Source organism: Streptomyces sp. NRRL F-6492 (genome assembly GCF_001280125.1).
In the GTDB taxonomy this organism is placed as follows: Bacteria; Actinomycetota; Actinomycetes; order Streptomycetales; family Streptomycetaceae; genus Streptomyces.
Window position 1 is genome coordinate 15,844 of record NZ_LGEG01000256.1, and the last position, 14,941, is coordinate 30,784.

General features: G+C 70.6%; 12 protein-coding genes and 1 tRNA gene. 8 read left to right on the forward strand and 5 right to left on the reverse strand.

The genetic code is table 11. From position 1 onward, the window contains the following. Positions 1-77 precede the first annotated feature (77 nt). The 6 genes from ADL08_RS29350 to purM all read left to right on the forward strand — a co-directional run bounded on the left by ADL08_RS29350 (position 78) and on the right by purM (position 6,318). On the forward strand, positions 78-593 hold the full coding sequence (locus ADL08_RS29350) for an ArsR/SmtB family transcription factor (RefSeq protein WP_053648305.1): 516 nt from the start codon (positions 78-80) through the stop codon (positions 591-593). Positions 594-665: 72 nt separating this feature from the next. Next, complete coding sequence (locus ADL08_RS29355; protein WP_053648307.1) at positions 666-1,496, forward strand: M23 family metallopeptidase; 831 nt, start codon at positions 666-668, stop codon at positions 1,494-1,496. Between the two features lie 218 nt (positions 1,497-1,714). Beyond that, positions 1,715-2,503, forward strand: a complete 789-nt coding sequence (locus tag ADL08_RS29360) for a maleylpyruvate isomerase family mycothiol-dependent enzyme (protein ID WP_053648309.1) — start codon at positions 1,715-1,717, stop codon at positions 2,501-2,503. A gap of 68 nt (positions 2,504-2,571) precedes the next feature. After that, entirely contained in the window at positions 2,572-3,399 is an 828-nt protein-coding gene (locus ADL08_RS29365) for an META domain-containing protein (protein WP_053648310.1), read from the forward strand. Between the two features lie 241 nt (positions 3,400-3,640). Further along, complete coding sequence (gene purF, locus ADL08_RS29370) at positions 3,641-5,167, forward strand: amidophosphoribosyltransferase (protein WP_053648313.1); 1,527 nt, start codon at positions 3,641-3,643, stop codon at positions 5,165-5,167. A gap of 71 nt (positions 5,168-5,238) precedes the next feature. Continuing rightward, entirely contained in the window at positions 5,239-6,318 is a 1,080-nt protein-coding gene (purM, locus tag ADL08_RS29375) for a phosphoribosylformylglycinamidine cyclo-ligase (RefSeq protein WP_053648315.1), read from the forward strand. 135 nt (positions 6,319-6,453) lie between these two features. On the opposite strand, the gene ADL08_RS29380 is transcribed toward purM, so the two are convergent. Together ADL08_RS29380 and ADL08_RS29385 are read right to left on the reverse strand one after the other, a co-directional pair. Then, on the reverse strand, positions 6,454-6,708 hold the full coding sequence (locus ADL08_RS29380; protein WP_053648317.1) for a DUF3073 domain-containing protein: 255 nt from the start codon (positions 6,706-6,708) through the stop codon (positions 6,454-6,456). A 290-nt stretch (positions 6,709-6,998) separates the two neighbouring features. Beyond that, positions 6,999-8,099 (reverse strand): Leu/Phe/Val dehydrogenase, encoded by a 1,101-nt coding sequence (locus tag ADL08_RS29385; protein WP_078968528.1) that lies wholly within the window; start codon positions 8,097-8,099, stop codon positions 6,999-7,001. 156 nt (positions 8,100-8,255) lie between these two features. On the opposite strand from ADL08_RS29385, the gene ADL08_RS29390 reads away from it, so the two are divergent. Together ADL08_RS29390 and bldC are read left to right on the forward strand one after the other, a co-directional pair. Continuing rightward, positions 8,256-9,119, forward strand: a complete 864-nt coding sequence (locus tag ADL08_RS29390; protein WP_053648322.1) for a hypothetical protein — start codon at positions 8,256-8,258, stop codon at positions 9,117-9,119. A gap of 686 nt (positions 9,120-9,805) precedes the next feature. Then, positions 9,806-10,012, forward strand: a complete 207-nt coding sequence (bldC, locus tag ADL08_RS29395) for a developmental transcriptional regulator BldC (protein ID WP_003949541.1) — start codon at positions 9,806-9,808, stop codon at positions 10,010-10,012. Positions 10,013-10,341: 329 nt separating this feature from the next. On the opposite strand, the gene ADL08_RS29400 is transcribed toward bldC, so the two are convergent. From ADL08_RS29400 to hrpA, 3 genes are all read right to left on the reverse strand, one after another. Next, positions 10,342-10,569, reverse strand: coding sequence for a DUF6274 family protein (locus ADL08_RS29400; RefSeq protein WP_053648323.1), 228 nt, complete (start codon positions 10,567-10,569; stop codon positions 10,342-10,344). A 128-nt stretch (positions 10,570-10,697) separates the two neighbouring features. Next, positions 10,698-10,771 (reverse strand) — tRNA-Asp (locus ADL08_RS29405). Positions 10,772-10,948: 177 nt separating this feature from the next. Beyond that, a complete protein-coding gene (gene hrpA / locus ADL08_RS29410; protein ID WP_053648325.1) occupies positions 10,949-14,887 on the reverse strand; it encodes an ATP-dependent RNA helicase HrpA in 3,939 nt (1,312 codons plus the stop codon). Between the last annotated feature and the right edge of the window lie 54 nt (positions 14,888-14,941).

Sequence of the window (14,941 nt, forward strand, 5' to 3'; positions counted from 1 at the left end):
GGTCCGGACGGGGGCTTCATCGTTGCCGTCTCGGATTCCCTCTTGCGCGGAGTTACGTAATTACGTAATCTGTACGCATGGAGATGGAGGAGCGGTTCACCGAGCTGGAGCGGCGCATCGCGGCACTGGAGGGCGTGGAGCCCCCCGTCGCCGAGCGTCCCGAGCCCGCCGGAGGGGGCCTCTGGGCCCTGGAGGGGTTCAAGGCCGAGCTGGCCGGGGCGGGCCCGCGGGCCGCCGACGGCGGGGTGCTGTTCACGGGGTCGGTGCGGCTGCCCACCGAGGAGCGGTACGAGTGGCAGTTCGGCGCGCTCACCGAGCGGCTGCTCGACGAGGACTGGGCCGAGACCGCGGACTCCTTCGCCGCGCTGGGGCATCCCGTACGGCTCCGGCTGCTGCGGGAGATACTCGGCGGCCGCCGCACCGCCGCCGAGCTGGCCGAGCTCCCGGAGACGGGCACGACCGGCCAGGTCTACCACCACCTGCGCCAACTGACCGGCGCGGGCTGGCTCCACATGGCCGGGCGCGGTCGCTACGAGGTTCCGGCGGCCCGGGTCGTCCCGCTCCTGGTGGCCCTCACGGCGGCCCACCCCTAGTCCTTCGACCACAGTCCTCGACCACGGCTCTCGATCACAGCCGTCGACCACGATCGTTCAGGGGGAACGCTCATGTTCACGCGCAAGTCCGCGGTGATGCTCCACCGCATGCTCTGGCTGCTGTTCTTCGTCCAGTTGATCGTCTCGTTCACCGTCGGACTGCCCTACTCGTACGCCCTGAGCTGGCTGCCGCTGATCGCAGCCCTGGCGGTCGGGGTCATGCTCGCCCTGCACACCGGCAAGGAGGTCCGGGCGGAGGTGCGGCCCCCGGTCGAGGTGGACCCGCCGGTCACCGGCCGCTGGTCGGCGCTCAACAGCCCGGCCGACCGGACGCCCAGCCACGGCACCCACCAGTACGGCCAGACGTACGCCATCGACATCGTGGCGGAGGACGAGGAGCGGCCCCGGCCCTCCTTCGCGTGGCTGTGGCCGGTGGTCCGCCGGAGCGAGGAGTTCCCGGCCTTCGGCGCCCCGCTGTTCGCGGTCGCCGACGCGGCCGTGGTGCACGCCGAGGACGGCCTGCGCGACCACCTCAGCCGCAACTCGCTGCTCGCCGTGCTCTATCTGCTGGTCTTCGAGGCCACCGTCCGCGTCCTCGCGGGGGCCCGGTGGATCGTCGGGAACCACCTGGTCCTCGACCTCGGGGACGGCACCTACGCGGTGTACGCCCACCTCCGCCGGGGTTCGCTCACCGTCCGGGCGGGGGACCGGGTGACGGCCGGGCAGCAGGTCGCCCGGTGCGGGAACTCCGGCAACTCCACCGAACCGCACCTGCACTTCCATCTGATGAACGGCCCCGACCTGGACATAGCCAGGGGCGTGCCCTTCACCTGGCGCGGCGTCGGCGTGCCGAAGAACAAGGAGACGTTCGAGGTGACGGGGAACGCCACCCACCCGGCCTGACCTCCGCCACGGACCGCGCCCGGCACCACCACCGCCCGCGCCCGGCACCGACCGCACCCGTCACAGATCACGCCCGCCACAGATCACGCCCGCCACCGACCACGACCACCCATGTCCACCACGCGCCGTGCCCGCCACAGACCGTGCCCGCCACAGACCCTGCCCGCCACCACCCGCGCCCACCCGTGTCCGTCCCCGCCGCCGACTACCCTCGCCCCATGCCACCGGCCAAGAAGCGCACCCGTAGCTACGATCCCGCCAAGACCCGGGCCGCCGTTCACGCCCAGTTCCGGCACGTACGGGAAGCCGTCGAGGCGTTCACGCCCGTGCAGCTCGACGCGCCGACCCGGCTGGGGGAGTGGACCGTACGGGACCTGGCGGCGCACCTCGCGTGGATGGTCGACTCCGTGCCCCTGCTGCTCGCCGAGCCCGCGCCGGCCGCACGGGAACTGGCCCTGCTCGACTGGCCGTCCAGGACCGCACGGGACGCCGAGCGAATCGACGCGCACACGCGCGGGATCGACGCCTCCGACCTGCACGGGCTCTACGCGCGGGTGGAGGACGACTACGAGGAGGCGGTGGCGGGCGCGGCCGACGAGCGGCTCCTGCCGCTGAGCTTCGGCGCCATGACCCTCGGGGACTTCCTCGTCACCCGGACCGTCGAACTCGTCGTCCACACCGACGACCTGAACGAGGCGACCGGCGCGGGCATCCCGTACGACCGGCGGGCCCTCGCCGCCTGCACCCGTCTCCTCGCCGACGTCCTCGCGGTGCGGGCCCCCGGTGGGGCGGTCGAGGTGCGGGTCCCGCCGTACGCCGTCGTCCAGTGCGTGGAGGGCCCCCGGCACACCCGGGGCACCCCGCCCAACGTGGTCGAGACGGACCCCCTGACCTGGATCCGGCTCGCGACCGGGCGCGTGGAGTGGGCGACGGAGCTGGACGCGGCCCTGGTGAGCGCGAGCGGCGAACGCGCCGACCTGGCGGACCTGCTGCCCCTGATGGGCTGACCGCAGCGGATCCGCACAGGTCGGCGGGGCCCGTGGAACCGACTCGTCCGGTCGTCCGTCCCATCTCCATGTCGAAGCCACGAGCACTCGTCGTCCTGGTTCCGCTCCTCCCCGCCCTGCTGCTCACCGCCTGCGGCACGGAGGGAGGGCAGGGATCCGGGTCCGGGGCGGGCACCGTCTCCCCGGACCTCCCGCTCACCGGCACGCACTGGACCGTCGACAAGGTCACCGTCGACGGGAGCGCGTCCGACGCCCCCGACGACGCCCGCGTCGCGTTCGGGAAGGACGGCCGGGTCACCGGCCGGGGCGGTTGCAACACCTTCAACGCCACCGCCGACGTCCGGGGCGACACCCTCACCGTCTCCCCGGGCCCGATGACCGAGATCGCCTGTTCCGCCGACCGGATGCGCTTCGAGAAGGATCTGGTCAAGGCCTTCTCCGGAGAGCTCAAGGGCACGCTGGAGAACGACACCCTCACCCTGACCTCGTCCGACGGGCGGAACGTCCTCGCGCTCACCGCCGAGCGGCCCGCCCCGCTGCGCGGCACCGCGTGGAAGGTCGACGGCCTGCTCTCCGGGAAGACGGCGTCCTCCCTGCCCGCCGGCAGCGAGGGCAAGGCGCGGATCGTCCTGGGCGAGGACGGCAAGGTCACCGGCAACCTGGGCTGCAACAACTTCTCCGCGACCGCCAGGACCGATGCCACGACCCTCACCGTCGAGGGCCCGGCGGCCACCACCCGGATGATGTGCACGGGCCCGCAGATGAAGCTGGAGACAAGGCTGTACGAACTCCTCGACGGGCCGCTCACCTACCGGGTCGACCACCGGACCCTGACGCTCACCGATTCCTCCGGCGAGGGCCTCACCGCCACCGCCGAACCGGCCGGACGCGCGTAGCGCCGGACGTCCGAACCTCCGTCCACCGCTCCCTGATTGCGAACTCCGTCACATCGCGGGACGGCTCCGGGGCCGATACGAGCGCCCGCTCGCCACGGTTCCGGAGCCGGAATCCCTTCCCCCGCCTGGTTTGTAGCCCCCTCCAAGCGCGAGATGATCATTTCGTGCGATCGCACGAGCGCGGCCGGTCCCGCATTTCCTCAATTCGGACCAGTGGTCGAGCCCGTCTACACTCGGAAACGTGCCACGTGGTGACGGTCGACTCAATCACGACCTGCTTCCCGGTGAGAAGGGCCCCCAGGACGCTTGTGGCGTCTTCGGGGTCTGGGCTCCGGGTGAAGAGGTCGCAAAGCTCACGTACTTCGGGCTCTACGCCCTCCAGCATCGGGGCCAGGAATCCGCGGGAATCGCGGTCAGCAACGGCTCCCAGATCCTCGTCTTCAAGGACATGGGCCTCGTGTCCCAGGTCTTCGACGAGACCTCTCTCGGCTCCCTCCAAGGTCATATCGCGGTCGGTCACGCCCGCTACTCGACCACCGGGGCCTCCGTGTGGGAGAACGCGCAGCCGACGTTCCGGGCGACCGCCCGCGGCTCGATCGCGCTCGGCCACAACGGAAACCTGGTGAACACGGCGCGACTCGCCGAGATGGTCGCGGACCTGCCCAAGAAGGAAGGGCGCGCGACCCGGGTCGCCGCCACCAACGACACCGACCTGGTGACCGCGCTCCTCGCGGGCCAGGTGGACGAGGACGGCGAGCCGCTCACCATCGAGCAGGCCGCCGCGAAGATCCTCCCCGAGGTCCGGGGTGCCTTCTCCCTCGTCTTCATGGACGAGCACACGCTCTACGCGGCCCGTGACCCGCAGGGCATCCGCCCGCTGGTCCTCGGCCGCCTGGAGCGCGGCTGGGTGGTCGCCTCCGAGTCCGCAGCCCTCGACATCTGCGGCGCCAGCTACGTCCGCGAGGTCGAGCCGGGCGAGATGATCGCGATCGACGAGAACGGCATCCGCACCTCTCGATTCGCGGAAGCGAAGCCCAAGGGCTGTGTCTTCGAGTACGTGTACCTGGCCCGCCCGGACACCGACATCGCCGGCCGGAACGTGTACCTCTCCCGCGTGGAGATGGGCCGCCGCCTCGCGAAGGAGGCGCCCGTCGAGGCCGACCTGGTGATAGCGACACCGGAGTCCGGCACCCCGGCCGCCATCGGCTACGCCGAGGCCTCGGGCATCCCCTTCGGTGCCGGCCTGGTGAAGAACGCCTATGTCGGGCGCACCTTCATCCAGCCCTCCCAGACCATCCGCCAGCTGGGCATCCGGCTGAAGCTGAACCCCCTCAAGGAAGTCATCAAGGGGAAGAAGCTCGTGGTCGTCGACGACTCGATCGTCCGCGGCAACACCCAGCGGGCCCTGGTCCGGATGCTCCGCGAGGCCGGTGCGGCCGAGGTCCACATCCGGATCTCCTCCCCGCCGGTCAAGTGGCCCTGCTTCTTCGGCATCGACTTCGCGACCCGCGCGGAGCTGATCGCCAACGGGATGTCGGTCGAGGAGATCGGCAAGTCGCTGGGCGCGGACTCGCTCTCGTACATCTCCCTGGAGGGGATGATCGAGGCGACCACGATCCAGAAGCCGAACCTCTGCCGTGCCTGCTTCGACGGCGAGTACCCGATGGAGCTGCCGGACCCCGAGCTGCTCGGCAAGCAGCTCCTGGAGACCGAGCTGGCCGCCGGCCCGGCCGCCACCGCGGCCTCCGACGCGCTCCGCCGTCCGTAGCGGCGCGTCAGCCCCCGTCAACAGCCCGTAAGACCCCGCTGCAACCGCAGTACGACACGAAAGTTCCCAGCATGTCTGAGTCCCTCAGTGCCGAAGGCGGCGCCAGCTACGCGTCCGCGGGCGTCGACATCGAGGCGGGCGACCGCGCCGTCGAGCTGATGAAGGAGTGGGTGAGGAAGACGAAGCGCCCCGAGGTCCTGGGCGGCCTCGGCGGCTTCGCCGGCCTCTTCGACGCCTCGGCCCTCAAGCGCTACGAGCGTCCGCTGCTCGCCTCCGCGACCGACGGCGTCGGCACGAAGGTCGACATCGCCCGCCAGCTGGGCGTGTACGACACGATCGGCCACGACCTGGTCGCGATGGTCATGGACGACATCGTCGTCTGCGGCGCCGAGCCGCTCTTCATGACCGACTACATCTGCGTGGGCAAGGTCCACCCGGAGCGGGTCGCGGCCATCGTCAAGGGCATCGCCGAGGGCTGCGTCCTGGCCGGCTGCGCCCTGGTCGGCGGCGAGACCGCGGAGCACCCGGGCCTCCTCGGCCCGGACGACTTCGACGTCGCCGGCGCCGGCACGGGCGTCGTGGAGTACGACCGGCTGCTCGGCGCGGACCGCATCCGTACGGGTGACGCGGTCATCGCCATGGCCTCCTCCGGCCTTCACTCCAACGGCTACTCGCTCGTGCGGCACGTGGTCTTCGACCGCGTCGGCATGACCCTCGGCCAGCGGGTCGAGGAGCTCGGCCGGACCCTGGGCGAGGAGCTCCTGGAGCCCACGAAGATCTACTCGCTCGACTGCCTGGCCCTCACCCGGACCACGGACGTCCACGCCTTCAGCCACATCACGGGCGGCGGCCTCGCGGCCAACCTGGCCCGGGTGATCCCGGACGGCCTGCACGCCACCGTCGACCGGTCGACCTGGGCCCCGGGCGCGATCTTCGACCTGGTCGGCAGGGCCGGTCAGGTGGAGCGCCTGGAGCTGGAGAAGACGCTGAACATGGGCGTCGGCATGATGGCCGTCGTACCGGCCGATTCCGTGGACGCGGCCCTGGCCACCCTGGCGGACCGCGGGGTCGAGTCCTGGGTCGCGGGCGAGATCACCGAGCGCGGCGACCGTGCCACCGGAGCCGAGCTGGTCGGGGACTACGCGCACTGACCGCGGGAGCTACGGATCGGGGGCGTCCTCAGGGGCGCCCCCGATCGCCGTCTGCGCCGCCGTTTCCGTACGCGTACGCGGACAGCACAGAAACCCGGCCGGGTGTACCGGACCGGGTTTCGGTGGTTCAGAAGGTCAAGCGCGACGCGGGGACGAAGAGGGGCCGGACTGGTCGTCCTCGTCCTCGTCGTCCGTGTTGTAGAGATCCGCGTACTGGGCGTACGGGTCGTCTTCCTCGTCGTCGTCCTCGAACGGCTCGCCATTCGGCGGCTGGCTCGAAGTCGAAGCGCCCAGCTCATTGGCCAGACGCGTCAGGTCTGTCCCGCCGCTGCTGTACTTCAGCTGGCGGGCGACCTTGGTCTGCTTGGCCTTTGCCCGGCCGCGCCCCATGGCTCGACCCCCTCGGTGACGGGGCTCGATGGCCCCAGAGTCTTGACACGCGTTCATGATTCGGAACGGACTCTCGACGGAGAGACCGGCCCGTAGGGCTTCAACGGTACCTGTTTCCGTGGGTCTACGGTACGCCGTGCGCATCACATACCCCGGTACAGAACCTTCGAGGTGCCCTTTCCTCGCTGGTCAGTCGCGATTTTAACCTCTTCTGGGGGTACGACCCGCCGATGAGGGTGAGGGAAGTCTCCCCTGCGTCCCCTTCGCGGCGGGCCGTCCCCCGGCGCGGGTCAGGCGCGCCGCGCCTCCGCCATCCGCTGCTCGGCGATCCGGTCGGCCGCCGCGGCCGGCGGGATCCCGTCCTCCTTCGCACGTGCGAAGATCGCGAGCGTGGTGTCGAAGATCCTCGTCGCCTTCGCCTTGCACCGGTCGAAGTCGAAGCCGTGCAGCTCGTCCGCGACCTGGATCACGCCACCGGCGTTGACCACGTAGTCGGGCGCGTAGAGGATGCCGCGCTCCTCCAGGTCCTTCTCGACGCCGAGGTGGGCGAGCTGGTTGTTGGCCGCGCCGCAGACGATCTTCGCGGTGAGGACCGGGACGGTGTCGTCGTTCAGGGCGCCGCCGAGCGCGCAGGGCGCGTAGACGTCCAGGCCCTCGACGCGGATCAGCGCGTCGGTGTCGGCGACCACCTTCACCTGCGGGTGCCGGTCGGTGATCCGGCGCACCGACTCCTCGCGCACGTCGGTCACGTACACCTCGGCGCCGTCCTCCAGGAGGTGCTCGACGAGGTAGTGGCCGACCTTGCCGACGCCCGCGACGCCGACCTTGCGGCCGCGCAGCGTGGGGTCGCCCCACAGGGTCTGCGCGGAGGCGCGCATGCCCTGGAAGACGCCGAAGGCGGTGAGCACGGAGGAGTCGCCGGCGCCGCCGTTCTCGGGGGAGCGGCCGGTGGTCCACTCGTTCTCGCGGGCGACGACGTCCATGTCGGCGACGTAGGTGCCGACGTCGCAGGCCGTGACGTACCGGCCGCCGAGGGAGGCGACGAAGCGGCCGTAGGCGAGGAGGAGCTCCTCCGTCTTGATCTGCTCCGGGTCGCCGATGATGACGGCCTTGCCGCCACCGTGGTCGAGGCCGGCCAGGGCGTTCTTGTACGACATGCCGCGCGCCAGGTTGAGGGCGTCGGCGATCGCCTCGGCCTCGGTGGCGTACGGGTAGAAGCGGGTGCCGCCGAGGGCCGGGCCCAGGGCGGTGTCGTGGAGGGCGATGACGGCCTTGAGGCCGGTGGCGCGGTCCTGGCAGAGCACGACTTGCTCGTGGCCACCCTGTTCCGAGCGGAAGAGGGTGTGCAGCACGTCTGCGGGATCGACAGGAACGCCGGTCACATCGGTCACGGTGGTGACTCCCAAGTACGAAGCGGCGGTTTCGGCCCTCCCTGCGGGTGGGGGAGGGACCGGTTCGGCAAGAGGGTAAGCGCTACCTGGGCGTAGATCAGCCGCAGTGCGCAGGATCACCCCCTCGGGGAGTACCTCCGTGGAAGGATTCGCGACATGTCGGTCGCCTCCTCGGTCCTCGTCCCCTACGCGTCCTATCTGCGGGTGTACGAGCCGCTGGCCGCGTTCCCCGAGCCGGAGCGGTCCCACTGGGCCCGGTACGCGCGGCGGCCCCGCACCCCGGGGGCGCAGGAGGAGCTGCGCCGGTCGCTCGCGGACCTGCTGCCGACGCCCCCGGTCCCGGTGCCGGTCCACGAGAGCGGCGAGGCCTTCGTGGCGCACCTGGACGGGGTGGTGGTGGTCTGTCCGTGGCGGACCCGGCTGCGCGCGTGGCTGGCCCTGGAGGAGCTGGTGGCCGAGGGGTACCCGGGGCCGGTGCTCGACGCGATGCTGCCGCCGGTGGTGCGCGGCCAGGTGGCGGCGGACCACGAGCGCTGGCTGGCGCGGAACCCGGACGCGCGGCCGTGGATCCGTACGGCGGTCTGGCAGGTGCCGGTGCGCTGGTTCGCCCTCTTCGGCGACGAGGACCGGCAGTACGAGCCGGGCGTCCCGGGGGACGGGGCCGACGCGGGCCGGGCGCCGGTGCTGCGGTACCGGACGACGATGGCCCAGGCGCGGCGCCGGCTCGCGCGGGCGCTGCGGGCCCTGCGGGAGTCGATCGACGACGGTCCCATGACGGAGGGTCTGGTCGAGGTGGGGCGCTGGCTGGAGGAGTTCCACCCGCGCGCCCTGGTGGAGCTGGACTTCGGCGGACTCGTGCACGTGGTGCCGGAGGAGTGGCTGGCGGAGGAGCGGTCGGCGGCCCAGCTGGCGGAGGGGCTCGCCGCGCTGCGGGCGGGGGACGGCGACGCGGCGGGCGAGGCGTACGGGCGCCTGGCCGAGCGCTGGCGGGCGATCAGGGACCTGCGGTTCGCGAACTGACGCGCCCCGGGAGGGGGTCCGGCCGTCGGTAATCGGTAACCGTGGCCGGAAGCCTCCGTGTGCGAACTGACATCAGTCGGGCATCTTCGTCAGGTCGGTATCGACAAGACATGTCCGACCGGTGTAAATGATCTTCGAGGCCTCCGGAGCCGACGGCTCCGGGATTCCTCCGCGTCCCCTTCCTCCGGTTCCCCCGGTCCGGGGGTCGCCGGTCCACGGGTCCTTCGGCTCCCGCCCGGTGGGGACGTTGGTCCCGATCCGGGCCTTTGGCTCAAGCGTGACGGACAGCACTTAACGCACCCTTGCGCCGATCACCCATCCTCGTGCCAAAATAGGACAAGGAGTCCGGGGAGGGTTCCTTCCGTCCAACTTTGGGCGGAACGCTCAGCATTGCACTCTATGGGGGGTCTGAGGACTCCTGATCGCCCTGTGACTGATCGTCACAGACGCGTGACTGTCCGTTATGGCATGGTCCATCGACTTCCGCCGCTGATGAACACCTGCGAGGGCAATTCCATCGGTTTGGCCGACGTGGCTGGACGGATGGTGTAGTTGTAGTGCCGAGGACAAGCCGTTCGTCCTATAACCGACTCGGCCCGCTTCTGCCATTTCGGGCAACGCGGGTCAAGGTGCAGAATTTAGAGGAAAGAACCGAGATTGGTTCGGTTCTCCCGAGGAGGCCGCTCATGACCGCTCGCACCCCTGATGCCGAGCCGCTGCTGACCCCTGCCGAGGTCGCCACGATGTTCCGTGTGGACCCGAAGACGGTGACCCGTTGGGCCAAGGCGGGCAAGCTCACGTCCATCCGCACCCTGGGTGGGCACCGCCGGTACCGCGAGGCCGAGGTCCGCGCGCTGCTGGCGGGCATTCCGCAGCAGCGCAGCGAGGCCTGAGGTCGCGTGACACCCCGCAGTACCCCGTAACACCGGGCCCTTCCGGATCCCCCAATCCGGCTGCCCACCCCTAGCTCTGCCGGCGGACACCTGCCCCAACAGGTCTTCGTCAGACGATCGCGCTGGACTCCGCCGGGTCCAGCGCGATCTTTTTGTGTCCGGCGCCGTCCGGTGGTCAGTGGTGCAATTGCACCGATTAAATCGGACCGGTGTAGGGAGGGTGTAAGTGAAGGGGTTTCTGAAACTCTTTCAGTGACACCCGTCACACGGACGACCTCTTGCCAAGGTCAAGGCTGCCACTTCCCGGCGGGCCTCCGGGGCTCCGTTGGTCACGGGTCGGCGGGACCTTCGTCCTCCGCCGGCGACGGCCGCTCCCCGGCCTCCGGGACCTCCGGATCCTGCGCCGCCTCCGGGACCTCCGGCATCTCCATGGCGAGCCTCAGGAGGCGGTGGCAGACCACGCAGTGGCGCGTGAGGTGCCCGTACCGCGACGCGGCCGCCAGATGGGCGCGCAGCAGTGCTCGTGTGTCGTGCCGTGCTGCGGACGCCGCGGCCATGCGCGACCACCTCCAGTCGGGGCCCCCGATTCCCTGAAGTCCGGAGTACCGGCGGGCATGGGCCCCCGTCAAGACACGGGAACGCAACGAAGGCCCGCATCTCACGATGCGGGCCTTCGTTTTCGGGGCGATCCTGACGGGACTTGAACCCGCGACCTCCACCTTGACAGGGTGGCGAGCTAACCAACTGCTCCACAGGACCTTGCTCTCAGCGCTCTTTCAAGCGGCTGCGAGAGAGACTGTACAGCAGGTCAGCGGGTGCGGTCGAACTCACCGGCGGCGAGGACCCGACTACCGGTTCGCGCGGGTCCGGCGGCGGGTCCGAGACCGGTCCGCGCGGGTCCGGCGGCGGGTCTCCGGCCGGTCCGCGCGGGTCCGGCTACGGGGCCATCGCGTCGATCGCCTTCACGATCCGCTTGTCCGAGACCGGGTGCGCCGTCCCCAGGGCGTGCGCGAAGTAGCTCACCCGCAGCTCCTCGATCATCCAGCGGATGTCGGTGACCTCGGCCGGCACCGGCCGCCCCTTCGGGAGCTGTTCCAGGAGCCAGGCGTACTCGTCCTGCATCTCCTGGACCTTCTCCATCCGGGTGGTGTCCCGCTGGACCCCGGTGGGCATCTGCTGGAGCCGCCGGTCCACCGCCACCAGGTAGCGCATCAGGTCCGGGAGCCGCTTCAGACCCGTACGGGTGACGAAGCCGGCCGGCACCAGCCAGTTCAGCTGCGCCCGCACGTCCTGGAGGTTCGGGAGGAGCGCCGGGCTGCCCGTGGCCTTCAGGCGCCGCTCGCAGGCCTGCCAGGCCGCCAGGATCTGCTGGACCTGGCCCACCGTCCGCACCGTCGTGTCCACCAGGTCCGCGCGGACCTTGTCGTACAGCTTCCGGAAGGACTCCTCGTCCCAGGCCGGGCCGCCGTGGTCCGCGATCAGCTTGTCGGCGGCGGCGGTCGCGCAGTCGTCGAAGAGGGCCTGGATCGAGCCGTGCGGGTTCGAGGAGAGGGCCAGCTTCTGCTGGTTGGTCAGCTTGTCCGAGGCGAACTTCGCCGGGTTCACCGGGATGTTCAGCATGATCAGCTTCCGGGTGCCCCGCCACATCGCGAGCGCCTGCTCGGCCTCCGTGTCGAAGAGCCGCACGGCCACGCCGTCGCCCTCGTCCACGAGCGCCGGGTACGCCTTGACCGGCTGTCCGGCCCGACGGGTCTCGAAGACCTTCGTGAGCGTGCCGATCGTCCAGTCCTTGAGCCCCGAGCGCTCCAGGGAGGGCCCGGAGCCGTCCGGGCCGCCCGTGGCCGCCGCGGCGGCCTTGGAGAGCGCCTGGCGGGCCTTGGGGCGCAGCGTGAGCCGCAGCGTCTCCAGGTCCTTGGCCTCGGCCAGCTTGCGGCGCCGCTCGTCGACGATCCGGAACGTCACCTTGAGGTGCTCGGGCACCTTCGCCCAGTCGAAGTCCTCGGCGGTCAGCGGCACTCCGACCATCCGCTGGAGCTCGCGCGCCAGCGCCGTCGTCAGCGGCTCCTGCACGGGGACGACCGTGTCCAGGAAGCGGCCCGCGAAGTTGGGCGCCGGGACGTAGTGCCGGCGGATCGGCTTCGGCAGGGAGCGGATCAGCTCCGTGACGACCTCCGCCCGCAGGCCCGGGATCTGCCACTCGAAGCCCTCGTCCGTCACCTGGTTGAGCACCTGGAGCGGTATGTGGACGGTCACGCCGTCCGCGTCCGCGCCCGGCTCGAACTGGTACGTCACCCGGAACTTGAGCGGTCCCTGCCGCCACGAGTCCGGGTAGTCGTCCTTGGTGACCGCCCCCGCCTTCTCGTTGATGAGCATCTCGCGCTCGAAGTCGAGGAACTCCGGCTCCTCGTGGCGCTTGTGCTTCCACCAGGAGTCGAAGTGGGCGCCGGAGACGACGTGCTCGGGGACCCGCTTGTCGTAGAAGTCGAAGAGCGTCTCGTCGTCGACCAGGATGTCCCGGCGGCGGGCCCGGTGCTCCAGCTCCTCGACCTCGGTGAGCAGCTTGCGGTTGTCGGCGAAGAACTTGTGGTGGGTGCGCCAGTCGCCCTCGACCAGCGCGTTCCGGATGAACAGGTCCCGGGAGACCTCCGGGTCGATCCGCCCGTAGTTCACCTTCCGGTCGGCGACGATCGGGACGCCGTACAGCGTCACCTTCTCGAACGCCATCACGGCCGCCTGGTCCTTCTCCCAGTGCGGTTCGCTGTACGTCTTCTTCACCAGGTGCTGGGCGAGCGGCTCGATCCACTCGGGCTCGATCCGGGCGTTCACCCGGGCCCAGAGGCGCGAGGTCTCCACCAGCTCGGCGGACATGACGAAGCGCGGGGGCTTCTTGAAGAGCGCGGAGCCGGGGAAGATCGCGAACTTGGCGCTGCGGGCGCCCAGGTAGTCGTTCTTCGCCCCGTCCTTCACGTCCTTGAGGCCGATGTGCGAGAGCAGACCGGCCAGGAGCGAGACGTGCACGGACTGCTCCGGCGCGTCCTCCTCGTTGAGGTGGATGCCCATCTGCTTCGCGACCGTCCGCAGCTGGGCGTAGATGTCCTGCCACTCGCGGATCCGCAGGAAGTTCAGGTACTCCTGCTTGCACATGCGGCGGAAGGAGCTGGAACCCCGCTCCTTCTGCTGCTCGCGCACGTACCGCCACAGGTTCAGGTACGCGAGGAAGTCGCTCGTCTCGTCCTTGAACCGGGCGTGCTGCTGGTCGGCCTGCGCCTGCTTCTCCGCCGGCCGCTCGCGCGGGTCCTGGATGGAGAGCGCCGCCGCGATCACCATGACCTCGCGGACGCAGCCGTTCCGGTCCGCCTCCAGGACCATCCGGGCGAGCCGGGGGTCCACGGGCAGCTGGGACAGCTTCCGGCCCTGCTGGGTGAGCCGCTTCTTCGGGTCCTTCTCGGCCGGGTCGATCGCGCCGAGCTCCTGGAGGAGCTGCACGCCGTCCCGGATGTTGCGGTGGTCCGGCGGGTCGATGAAGGGGAACTTCTCGATGTCGCCGAGCCCGGCGGCGGTCATCTGGAGGATGACGGAGGCCAGGTTGGTACGGAGGATCTCGGCGTCCGTGAACTCGGGGCGGGACAGGAAGTCGTCCTCCGAGTACAGCCGGACGCAGATGCCGTCGGACGTACGGCCGCAGCGGCCCTTGCGCTGGTTGGCGCTGGCCTGGCTGACGGGCTCGATCGGCAGCCGCTGCACCTTGGTCCGGTGCGAGTAGCGCGAGATGCGGGCGGTGCCCGGGTCGATCACGTACTTGATGCCGGGGACGGTCAGGGACGTCTCGGCGACGTTCGTGGCGAGGACGATCCGGCGGCCGGAGTGGGCCTGGAAGACGCGGTGCTGCTCGGCGTGCGACAGGCGCGCGTAGAGGGGGAGGACCTCGGTGTTGCGCAGGTTCCGCTTGAGCAGGGCGTCCGCCGTGTCGCGGATCTCGCGCTCGCCGGAGAGGAAGACCAGGACGTCGCCGGGGCCCTCGCCCTGGAGCTCGTCGACGGCGTCGCAGATCGCGGTGATCTGGTCCCGGTCGGACTCCTCGCCGTCCTCTTCGAGGAGCGGCCGGTAGCGCACCTCGACGGGATACGTGCGGCCGCTGACCTCGACGATCGGGGCGTCCCCGAAGTGGCGGGAGAAGCGCTCCGGGTCGATGGTCGCGGAGGTGATCACGACCTTGAGGTCGGGGCGCTTCGGGAGCAGCTGGGCCAGGTAGCCGAGCAGGAAGTCGATGTTGAGGGACCGCTCGTGGGCCTCGTCGATGATGATCGTGTCGTACGCGCGCAGCTCGCGGTCCGTCTGGATCTCCGCGAGCAGGATGCCGTCCGTCATCAGCTTCACGAAGGTCGCGTCGGGGTTCACCTGGTCGGTGAAGCGGACCTTCCAGCCGACGGCCTCGCCGAGGGGGGTCCTCAGCTCCTCGGCGACCCGCTCGGCGACCGTGCGGGCGGCGATCCGGCGGGGCTGGGTGTGTCCGATCATGCCCCGGACGCCCCGGCCCAGCTCCATGCAGATCTTCGGGATCTGGGTGGTCTTCCCGGAGCCCGTCTCACCGGCGACGATCACGACCTGGTGGTCGCGTATCGCCTCCAGGATCTCGTCCTTCTTCTGCGAGACGGGGAGCTGTTCGGGGTACGTGACGGCGGGCACGCGCGCGGCGCGCGCGTCGACGCGCTCCTTGGCCTTGGCCGCCTCTGCGGCGATCTCGTCCAGGACGGCCGCGCGGGCCTCGGGCTTGCGGATGCGGCGGGCGCCTTCGAGACGGCGGCCGAGCCGGTGGGAGTCCCGCAGCGAGACCCCGGCCAGGACGGACTGGAGGGCGGCGAAGGAAGTAGACATACGGAATCCAGGATCGCACCTGCGGACGAGAAGCGGCGAACCGATTTACGAGCG

Excerpts from the sequence above, each read along its gene's own strand:
- ADL08_RS29380 (WP_053648317.1), bottom strand. The coding sequence starts at position 6,708 with ATGGGGCGCGGCCGGGCAAAGGCCAAGCAGACCAAGGTCGCCCGCCAG.
- bldC (WP_003949541.1), top strand. The coding sequence starts at position 9,806 with ATGACCGCTCGCACCCCTGATGCCGAGCCGCTGCTGACCCCTGCCGAG.
- ADL08_RS29360 (WP_053648309.1), top strand. The coding sequence starts at position 1,715 with ATGCCACCGGCCAAGAAGCGCACCCGTAGCTACGATCCCGCCAAGACC.
- ADL08_RS29400 (WP_053648323.1), bottom strand. The coding sequence starts at position 10,569 with ATGGCCGCGGCGTCCGCAGCACGGCACGACACACGAGCACTGCTGCGC.
- ADL08_RS29365 (WP_053648310.1), top strand. The coding sequence starts at position 2,572 with ATGTCGAAGCCACGAGCACTCGTCGTCCTGGTTCCGCTCCTCCCCGCC.
- ADL08_RS29355 (WP_053648307.1), top strand. The coding sequence starts at position 666 with ATGTTCACGCGCAAGTCCGCGGTGATGCTCCACCGCATGCTCTGGCTG.
- ADL08_RS29390 (WP_053648322.1), top strand. The coding sequence starts at position 8,256 with ATGTCGGTCGCCTCCTCGGTCCTCGTCCCCTACGCGTCCTATCTGCGG.
- ADL08_RS29350 (WP_053648305.1), top strand. The coding sequence starts at position 78 with ATGGAGATGGAGGAGCGGTTCACCGAGCTGGAGCGGCGCATCGCGGCA.
- purM (WP_053648315.1), top strand. The coding sequence starts at position 5,239 with ATGTCTGAGTCCCTCAGTGCCGAAGGCGGCGCCAGCTACGCGTCCGCG.
- hrpA (WP_053648325.1), bottom strand. The coding sequence starts at position 14,887 with ATGTCTACTTCCTTCGCCGCCCTCCAGTCCGTCCTGGCCGGGGTCTCG.